This window comes from Tianweitania sp., assembly GCF_032053605.1.
Lineage (GTDB): Bacteria > Pseudomonadota > Alphaproteobacteria > Rhizobiales > Rhizobiaceae > Tianweitania.
The window spans coordinates 8,364-12,350 of the sequence record NZ_DAMBUH010000097.1 but is presented as its reverse complement, the minus strand read 5'-3'; the positions used below and the strand labels follow the sequence as shown (position 1 = coordinate 12,350).

The 3,987-nt window shown below is 64.7% G+C and carries 3 protein-coding genes; 2 read left to right on the top strand and 1 reads right to left on the bottom strand.

Annotated features, from left to right (window positions below; all coding sequences use genetic code 11):
• Positions 1-228 precede the first annotated feature (228 nt).
• Both RTX98_RS16810 and RTX98_RS16805 read left to right on the top strand, forming a co-directional pair.
• Entirely contained in the window at positions 229-1,650 is a 1,422-nt protein-coding gene (locus RTX98_RS16810) for an MATE family efflux transporter (RefSeq protein WP_312797969.1), read from the top strand.
• 353 nt (positions 1,651-2,003) lie between these two features.
• Positions 2,004-3,194, top strand: coding sequence for an MFS transporter (locus RTX98_RS16805; RefSeq protein ID WP_312797968.1), 1,191 nt, complete (start codon positions 2,004-2,006; stop codon positions 3,192-3,194).
• Between the two features lie 40 nt (positions 3,195-3,234).
• Here RTX98_RS16805 and RTX98_RS16800 read toward each other — a convergent pair.
• Positions 3,235-3,987: ATP-binding cassette domain-containing protein (locus RTX98_RS16800; RefSeq protein WP_312797967.1), on the bottom strand; the 753-nt coding region annotated here is incomplete at its 5' end.

Sequence of the window (3,987 nt, the reverse complement as noted above, 5' to 3'; positions counted from 1 at the left end):
ACTCCGGATGGCGCAGGCTTCTCCACGCTCACCGTGATCGATGCCGCCGGACGAGCAGCCAGCGTCAAGGTATTCGCCGAATAAGCTGACCGCGAAAGCGGCATTTGCTCGTTCAATCAGCAGATCGGTTCTGGCCCAATTGACCTCGCAGTCCACCTGTCGCAAGGAAGGAGTGAAGCGGGCTGTGCGCCGAAATGGCTGCCGCGCTTGGATTTTACAGGTGATGGGATGACCAGCCTCGCGCTTCCCGCGCAGAGCCGCTCTTCGCTTTGGCGTACCGAAGTCCTGGCCATGGTGGCGCTTGCCTGGCCGATGGTGCTGACCAATCTCGGCCAGGTCGCAATGACCACAACCGACGTGATCATTCTCGGTCGGCTCGGCCCGGATGCGATTGCGGCGGCAGCTCTAGGCACCAGCCTGTACTACCTTCCTATGATCTTCGGCCTCGGCCTGGTGACGGCGACATCGCCAATGGCTGCGCGTGAACTTGGCCGTAACCGCTTTGCCGTGCGCGAAACACGCCGCACCATTCGGCAGGGCCTGTGGATCGCAGCGCTTTACTCCATCCCCGCCTGGATCTTCCTTTGGAATGCCGAAAGCATCTTCCTTTGGATGGGGCAGTCGGCGAAGCTTGCCGCCGATGCGGGCTCATACGTGCGCGCGCTGCAATGGGCGACACTGCCCTTCCACGCCTATCTCGTTCTGCGCTCCTTCATCTCCGCGTTGGAACGGCCGGGTTGGGCGCTGGTTGTGGTGGCGGGCGCGGTTCTGTTCAACGCGCTGGCGAACTGGCTGCTTGTGTTCGGCCATTTCGGCTTTCCCGCCTGGGGCTTGGCCGGATCGGGCATCGCCACGGCCTTGTCTAGCGCAATGATGTTCATCGGGCTCGCGCTTATCATCGCCTTCAAACGCCCGTTCCGCCGCTATCATATCTTCGGCCGCTTCTGGCGTCCGGACTGGCCGCGCTTCAAGGCCTTGCTGAAACTCGGCCTGCCGATTGCAGCGATCCTGACCTTCGAAGTGTCGATCTTCAACGCGGCCGCCTTTCTGATGGGTTTGATCGGCACGACGTCGCTTGCCGCGCATGCCATCGCGATCCAGATCGCCTCCGTCACCTTCATGATACCGATGGGACTGGGTCAGGCGGCGACGGTGCGCGTCGGCCTGTCGCTCGGAGCCGAAGACAAGCAGGGCATCACCCGCTCCGGCTGGACGGCGTTTGCGCTGGGCATCGGCTTCATGACGCTCGCGGCTTTCGTGATGATCGTCTTTCCGCGCCTGCTGATCGGCGCGTTCATCGATCTCAGCGATCCCGCCAACGCGCCGGTGGTCGATCTCGCCATCGTCTTCCTGGCAGTGGCCGGCCTGTTCCAGATCGTCGATGGCGCGCAGGCGGTGGCCAGCGGCATGCTGCGCGGCTTGCAGGATACGACCGTGCCGATGATCTATGCCGCAATCGGCTATTGGGGCATCGGCCTGCCGCTCGGCGCGCTGCTTGCGTTCCACTTCGGCATGGGCGGGCTCGGCATCTGGATCGGCCTGTTTGCCGGCTTGGCCATCGTTGCCGCCCTCCTGGTTTACCGCTGGACGCGCCGCGACAGCTTCAAGCCCGCGCCGCTGCCGGAGGATATGGTGTCGGCGCTGCACTGAGGCTGCGAGCGCGCCTCATTCTCGGCACGCTTCGTTCCCCAACCTGTTTTCTGTCAAAGATCGGTTGGACGAACGGCGGCACCCAAGCCAATTGACTTCATCACTCCCACCCATATCCTCTCGAATCGTGAGGTAACGTCCTCATCCCCTCCGTGGGAAAAAATGCCCGGGAACGGCCCGGCCCATCAAAGGGGCCGGTGCATGATTACGCTACTTGTTCGTTCACGGTTGCTTCGACCCGCTCCGCTTGTCGGACTAGGGTGGGTGGACGGCTTCGTTGCACTTGGCACAGGCCTAGCCAGACGGGGCGGTGTACCGCGCGGTGCTACGGGCAGCCGGCGGGTCAATCTCCCATGACGACGCTCCACAACGCAGAGGCTGGCGATCGCGACCGCAAAGCCTTCGATGACCCTGCCGCGCGCGGGCAGTTGATCCGCTGGTTCGTGTCGGCCGCAGCCATCAGCGTGCCGCAGGCAGCGGGACCGGTGACTTTCTCGCTGCTCGCCTTGGTTCTGACCGGCGACACAAGCGGCGGGGCGGCCCTGATACTGGCGATGACCGTCGCGCAGGTCCTGGGCGCCATTCCAATCACGCGGCTTGGCAGGAACCGGTCGGCGACACGGTTTCTACAGGGGCTGATCGCCATCCGCACCATTGCCCTCCTCCTCATGGCAGTGCTGGCCGCTTACGGGGCGCCATTCCTGTGGCTCTTTCTGCTAACGGCGGTGGCAGGCTCGGTGCACGGTGCGGCCTGGGGCTATCTGCGCTCGGTGCTGAACGGTCTGACCCCGGCTTCCAAACTGCCGCGTGCGCTAGGAATATCGGCCACGCTGAACGAGGTGACCTTCGTTCTCGCGCCTGTCGCCGCATCGGGATTGGGCACGCTGTCGCCGATCTTTGCGGTGGTGGCGATGGCAGTGCTCGGCGCGATCCCGGCACTGCTCGTTCCGCATGTCAGTGCGGCACCAGTTGAAGACACCCCGCATGCCGAAGGATCGGTGCTCAGCCCCTCGATCCTGTTGTGGCTGATGTGTTCAGCAGCCGGCGGCTCGGCCATCGCTGCGATCGAGATCGGCGCGGTGGCCTTGGCGATCGGCTTCGGCTACCCGCCTGCTCTGGCGATCCTGTTTACCGTGCCCTTGTGCCTGGCCTCGGTGGCGGGCGGGATCTGGGTGAGTGTGCGCAACCGCGCCGCCACGCGCGGCATGGTGGTCGGGCTTCTGTGCGTCATGACGGGGGGCGCATGGCTGGCCGCGATACAGCACTCACTGGCGCTGACGATCGTCGGGGCCGTGCTGATCGGCGCGGTGCTTGCCCCGCTCGCGACCTACTACTCCCTGATCCTCGACATCCTGGCGCCGCCCAACAAGCGACCCGAAGTGTTTGCCCTGCTGCGGACTGCCAACGCTATCGGCATCATCTTTGCAAGCGCGGTGCTGACCGCGACCTCGCTATCGGTGGCGCTGCTGGTTGTAGCGTCCACCATGCTCGTCGTGACGCTGATCGTCGGCGCCGTCTCGTTCAAAGAAAAACGCCGGGCGTGACGATCAGGGTCGCTAAATGAGAGCAGGCTCGAAGCGAGCCTTAGCCTTCCACGCGCTTTCCGTTGGCATCGAAGAAATGCAGCTTGGCGCGCGGCGCAAAGATCGGCAACACCGCACCAGGCTCGGCAATCGAGCGGCCGGGCACGCGCACGACGAGGCGGTGCGTATTTGCCGTGCCATGCAGGAAGCTCTCGGCGCCGACGGGCTCGACGGCTTCCACGGTGAGCCGGGTCTTCAACCCCTCGCCCGCATGATCGCCCTGCTCGATGTCTTCCGGCCGGATGCCGACGGTGGTGGTTCCCTGCGGCACGGATAGGCCGAGATCGGAAAGGTCGGCAACGGTCAGCGGCGCACCTTTGCCGCCGGCAACCGTGCCCAGCAGATTCATGGGCGGGGCGCCGATGAAGGAGGCGACGAAGGTCGAGGCCGGCTTTTCGTAGATGTCCAGCGGCTTGCCGATCTGTTCCACCAGACCGCCATTCATGACCACGAGCTGGTCGGCGAGCGTCATGGCTTCGAGCTGGTCATGCGTGACGTAAACGCTGGTGACTTCGAGCGCGCGCTGCAGGTTCTTGATCTCGACACGCATCTGGCCGCGCAGCTTGGCGTCGAGGTTGGACAGCGGCTCGTCGAACAGGAAGACCTTGGGATTGCGCACGATGGCGCGGCCCATGGCGACGCGCTGGCGTTGGCCGCCCGACAGTTCGCGTGGCCGGCGGTCGAGTAGCGCCGACAGCTCCAGCGTTTCGGCCGCACGCTTCACGCGCGCGTCTATCTCGTCCTTCTTCATGCC

Excerpts from the sequence above, each read along its gene's own strand:
- RTX98_RS16810 (WP_312797969.1), top strand. The coding sequence starts at position 229 with ATGACCAGCCTCGCGCTTCCCGCGCAGAGCCGCTCTTCGCTTTGGCGT.
- RTX98_RS16805 (WP_312797968.1), top strand. The coding sequence starts at position 2,004 with ATGACGACGCTCCACAACGCAGAGGCTGGCGATCGCGACCGCAAAGCC.